The organism is Mycobacterium sp. (assembly GCF_035697385.1).
Classification (GTDB): Bacteria; Actinomycetota; Actinomycetes; order Mycobacteriales; family Mycobacteriaceae; genus Mycobacterium.
On record NZ_DASSCY010000047.1, the window covers coordinates 1 to 4,405 of the forward strand.

General features: G+C 66.9%; 5 protein-coding genes. 4 read left to right on the forward strand and 1 reads right to left on the reverse strand.

Annotated features, from left to right (window positions below):
• Positions 1 to 3: 3 nt before the first annotated feature.
• The gene (locus VFH65_RS04300) at positions 4 to 546 is read left to right on the forward strand and encodes a maleylpyruvate isomerase family mycothiol-dependent enzyme (protein ID WP_353319902.1); all 543 of its coding nucleotides are present in this window, start codon (positions 4 to 6) and stop codon (positions 544 to 546) included.
• On the opposite strand, the gene VFH65_RS04305 is transcribed toward VFH65_RS04300, so the two are convergent.
• Positions 509 to 1,117, reverse strand: a complete 609-nt coding sequence (locus VFH65_RS04305) for a TetR/AcrR family transcriptional regulator (RefSeq protein ID WP_353319898.1) — start codon at positions 1,115 to 1,117, stop codon at positions 509 to 511. The two genes, VFH65_RS04300 and VFH65_RS04305, sit on opposite strands and share 38 nt — an antisense overlap.
• A gap of 101 nt (positions 1,118 to 1,218) precedes the next feature.
• Here VFH65_RS04305 and fadD1 point away from each other — a divergent pair, with 101 nt between their 5' ends.
• The 3 genes from fadD1 (at position 1,219) to prfA (ending at position 4,313) form a co-directional block, all read left to right on the forward strand.
• The gene (fadD1, locus tag VFH65_RS04310; protein ID WP_353319899.1) at positions 1,219 to 2,796 is read left to right on the forward strand and encodes a fatty-acid--CoA ligase FadD1; all 1,578 of its coding nucleotides are present in this window, start codon (positions 1,219 to 1,221) and stop codon (positions 2,794 to 2,796) included.
• Positions 2,797 to 2,928: 132 nt separating this feature from the next.
• On the forward strand, positions 2,929 to 3,165 hold the full coding sequence (rpmE, locus tag VFH65_RS04315; protein ID WP_353319900.1) for a 50S ribosomal protein L31: 237 nt from the start codon (positions 2,929 to 2,931) through the stop codon (positions 3,163 to 3,165).
• Between the two features lie 86 nt (positions 3,166 to 3,251).
• Entirely contained in the window at positions 3,252 to 4,313 is a 1,062-nt protein-coding gene (prfA, locus tag VFH65_RS04320; protein WP_353319901.1) for a peptide chain release factor 1, read from the forward strand.
• Positions 4,314 to 4,405: the final 92 nt, after the last annotated feature.

Here is a 4,405-nt window from a genome sequence, read left to right on the forward strand (position 1 = left end):
GGCATTGACACCGTGCGGTGGTCGACGCCGTCGCTCTGCGACGGCTGGACCGTGCGCGACGTGGCGGCTCACCTCACGCAATCGCACATGAGCAAGCCGCGAATGGTGATCGAGGCCGTTCGTTCGGGCTTCCGGTTCAACGCCATGGTGCATCGCGTCGCCATCGAGGACACCAGGTCACCGGCTCAACTCGCCACCGCGCTGCGCGGCATGCGCGGTTCACGCAAGCGTCCGCCGGGCACCACTGTGTGCGATCCGTTGATGGACGTCCTGGTGCACGGCCAGGACATCGCGGTACCGCTCGGCATCGATCTGCCGATGCCCGCCGATGCCGCCGTCGCGGCAGCACAACGCCTGTGGCGGATGCGCTTTCCGCTCAACCCGCAACGTCGCCTGCGCGGGGTCGAGCTCGTCGCGACCGACGCCGATTTCCGTGTCGGCACAGGTTGCATTGTCGAGGCGCCGATCCGCGACATCCTGATGCTGCTCGCCGGCCGCCCCGCGGGGGTCACCCAGCCGCGGGATCGGCGCGCAGTCCGGGAATGACGTAGCGCCGCACATAGGTTGCAACGGCGTCGGCGTCACTGGGATCAAGTGTGTCGCCAGGAACGGTCGTCAGCGAAAGCAGCGCCCGCGCAACCCATTCCGAGGCCTCATCGATATCGGTGTCGGCATGGATCTCGCCACGGTCGCGAGCTGCGACCAGGTAGCGCTTCCAGAATTCGGCGAGATCGGGCACCAGCCCCTGCACGCCAGCGCCTGCACACGCCGCGAACTCCTCGGGCTCCTCCATGCGCAGCTTCATCAACAACGTTCCCGGATCGTCGTAGGCGCCGCGGCCGTGGACGATGCCGGCGGCGATCTGGCGGTCGAGGCTGTCGAAGCGCTCGAGCATCGCGTGCGCCTCGGACCAGTACGCATCGTTGAGACGTACGATCGCGGCGCCCAACAGCGCGACCTTGTCGGGGAAGTGGCGATACAGCCAACCGCGCGATACGCCGGCGACCTCGGCCACTTCGGAGACCGTTGTCGACCGAATGCCCTTGGCGCGCAAGCAGACTTCCGCCGCATCGATCAGTCGATCGCGGACGTTCTTGGTGGCTGTACTGCTCGTCACCCGGTGGGCTCCTCGTCTACTCTCGCCCCAAGCAGGGCTGGTCAGAGCATTGTGTCATGGTAGACACATTTCGGAATCTGTTCAGTGTGGAGAGGTGAGCCATGGCGGATACGCTCCAGCAGTTGCTTCGCGAGCGCGCCGAGCACGACGCCGTCGCGGTGAAACACGGCGAGCGCACCTGGACGTGGCGCGAGCACATCGCCGAGGCGAAAGCCCAGGCATCGGCGCTCATCACGACTGCCGCCCCCAGCCGGCCGCTGCATGTCGGAGCGCTGCTCGGCAATACGCCGCAGATGCTGACGGCGCTGGCCGCCGCCGCGCTCGGCGGATACGTGCTGTGCGGCATCAACACCACCCGCCGAGGCGACGCCCTGGCCCGCGACATCGCCAAGGTGCACTGCCAGATCCTGCTCACCGACGCCGAGCACCGGCATCTGCTCGACGACCTCGACCTGCCCGGCGTCACCGTGCTCGACACGTCAACCCCTCAGTGGGCGGAGCTGCTGTCCGGTGCGCCGCCCTTGACACCGCACCGCGAAGTCGGCCCCGACGACACCTTCATGATGATCTTCACGTCCGGAACCAGCGGCGAGCCGAAGGCCGTGCAGGTGCCGCACTCGACGGTGTTGTTCGCCGGCAGCGCGCTGGTGGACCGGTATCAGTTGGACAGCTCCGATACGTGCTATCTGGCCATGCCGCTGTTTCATTCGAACGCCGTGTACGCGGGCTGGAGTGTCGCGCTTGGCGCCGGCTCCGCGATGGCGCCCGCGGAATTCTCGGCATCGCGCTTTCTCGCGGACATCCGGCGTTACGGCGCCACCTACATGAACTACGTCGGCAAGCCGCTGGCCTACATCCTGGCCACACCTGAGCGGCCCGACGACCACGACAACCCGCTGCGCAATGCGTTCGGCAACGAAGCCGCCGACCGCGACATCGAGGAGTTCGGCAGGCGCTTCGGCTGCACCGTCTGGGATGGCTTCGGCTCGACCGAGATCGCGATCATCATCACCCGGCCAGACAACACGCCACCCGGCTCGATCGGCCAGGGCTTTCCAGGCGTTGCCATCTACAACCCGGACACGCTGCAAGAGTGCGCGGTCGCCCAGTTCGACGACAACGGTGCGCTGACCAACGCGGACACCGCGGTGGGGGAGTTGGTCAACACCAGCGGCAGCGGCCTGTTCCGCGGCTACTACAACGACTCCGGCGCCACCGACGAGCGCCTCCGCCACGGCATGTACTGGTCCGGCGATCTGGCCTACCGCGACGCCGACGGCTGGATCTACCTCGCCGGGCGCACCGCTGACTGGATGCGGGTCGACGGCGAGAACCTGGCCACCGCCCCCATCGAGCGGATCCTGTTGCGGCTGCCAGCCATCAACCGTGTCGCGGTATACCCGGTGCCCGACGAACTGGTCGGCGATCAGGTGATGGCCGCGATCGTCCTGCAGCGCGACGCCGAACTCACCCCCGAGGAGTTCGGAGAGTTTCTCGCCGCGCAACGCGACCTGTCGCCGAAGGCATGGCCACGCTACGTATGGATCGCCGTCGATCTGCCGAGCACCGCGACCAATAAGGTGATCAAGCGTGAACTGACGGCTCGCGGCGTGGACCCCGACGGCCGTGTGCTGTGGAAGCGCGACGGCACCCGCTTCTGCGCCATGGGCCCGGAATAGCTGACCCAGCCCGCGCGTTTAGGCTGCTGGCGGTTGAACTGGCATAATGGACCGTCGACCCTCGGCTCCGGTTCACGCTGATACCTCCACATCACGGAGGGGCGACCCGGGGCCACGATCGAAGAGGAAACCATGAAATCGGGTATTCACCCTGACTACGTCGAGACCACGGTGCACTGCGGCTGTGGCAACACGTTCACCACGCGCAGCACCAAGAAGAGTGGACAGATCCACGTCGAGGTCTGCTCGCAGTGCCATCCCTTCTACACCGGCAAGCAGAAGATCCTCGACAGCGGCGGTCGTGTGGCCCGCTTCGAGAAGCGCTACGGCAAGCGCAAGGCTGCCGATAACGCTTCAGCCGACAAATAGCTGTCTTCCCGACGCCCGATCTGTCGCGCTAGCGCAGGCCGGGCGTCGGTTTGCGTTGCGGGGAAGTTGCGGGGAAGGAGGGCAACATGATGCAAATCGATGCGCTGCTGGCTGAGCACGCCGATCTCGAGCGTCAGCTCTCCGATCCGGCGCTGCATAACGACGCGACAATGGCCCGCAGGGTTGGACGGCGGTTCGCGCAACTCGCGCCCATCGTCGCGACCTACCGCAAGCTGGAAACCACCCGCGGCGACCTCGAAGCCGCCCGTGAACTCGCCGCCGACGACGAATCCTTCGCCGCCGAGGTCGAGGAGCTAGCCGCAAAAGAGCGCGAGCTCGACACCCAGCTGACCGATCTGCTCGCGCCCCGCGACCCGCACGACGGCGACGACATCGTGCTCGAGGTGAAGTCGGGCGAGGGTGGCGAGGAGTCGGCGCTGTTCGCTGCCGACCTGGCGCGCATGTATATCCGCTACGCCGAACGGCACGGCTGGAACGTGACGATGCTCGACGAGACCACCTCAGATCTTGGCGGCTACAAGGACGCGACGCTGTCCATCGCCAGCAAGGCCAATGACCCCGACGGGGTATGGGCGCGGCTGAAGTTCGAGGGCGGCGTGCACCGCGTGCAGCGGGTCCCCGTCACCGAGTCGCAGGGCCGCGTGCACACGTCGGCCGCAGGCGTGCTGGTGTACCCCGAACCCGAAGAAGTCGAGCAGGTCCAGATCGACGAGTCCGATCTGCGCATCGACGTCTACCGGTCGTCGGGCAAGGGCGGCCAGGGCGTCAACACCACCGACTCGGCAGTGCGCATCACCCACTTGCCCACCGGCATCGTCGTCACCTGCCAGAACGAACGCTCGCAGCTGCAAAACAAGGCCCGCGCCATGCAGGTGCTGGCCGCTCGCTTGCAGTCACTTGCGGAGGAGCAGGCGTCTGCCGACGCGTCGGCGGACCGCGCCAGCCAGATCCGCACCGTCGACCGCAGCGAGCGCATCCGGACGTACAACTACCCGGAGAACCGCATCGCCGACCACCGCATCAACTTCAAGGCGCACAACCTCGACCAGGTGCTCGACGGCGATCTCGACGCGCTGTTCGACGCGTTGGCCGTCGCCGACAAGCAAGCCAGGCTGCAGCAGGCATGAGCTTGCGTCAGGTGATCGACGCCGCCGAGTTGGCGCTGGCCGAGGCCGGAGTCGGATCACCGCGCACGGACGCCGAACTGCTGGCCGCCTAC

Excerpts from the sequence above, each read along its gene's own strand:
- rpmE (WP_353319900.1), top strand. The coding sequence starts at position 2,929 with ATGAAATCGGGTATTCACCCTGACTACGTCGAGACCACGGTGCACTGC.
- prfA (WP_353319901.1), top strand. The coding sequence starts at position 3,252 with ATGATGCAAATCGATGCGCTGCTGGCTGAGCACGCCGATCTCGAGCGT.
- fadD1 (WP_353319899.1), top strand. The coding sequence starts at position 1,219 with ATGGCGGATACGCTCCAGCAGTTGCTTCGCGAGCGCGCCGAGCACGAC.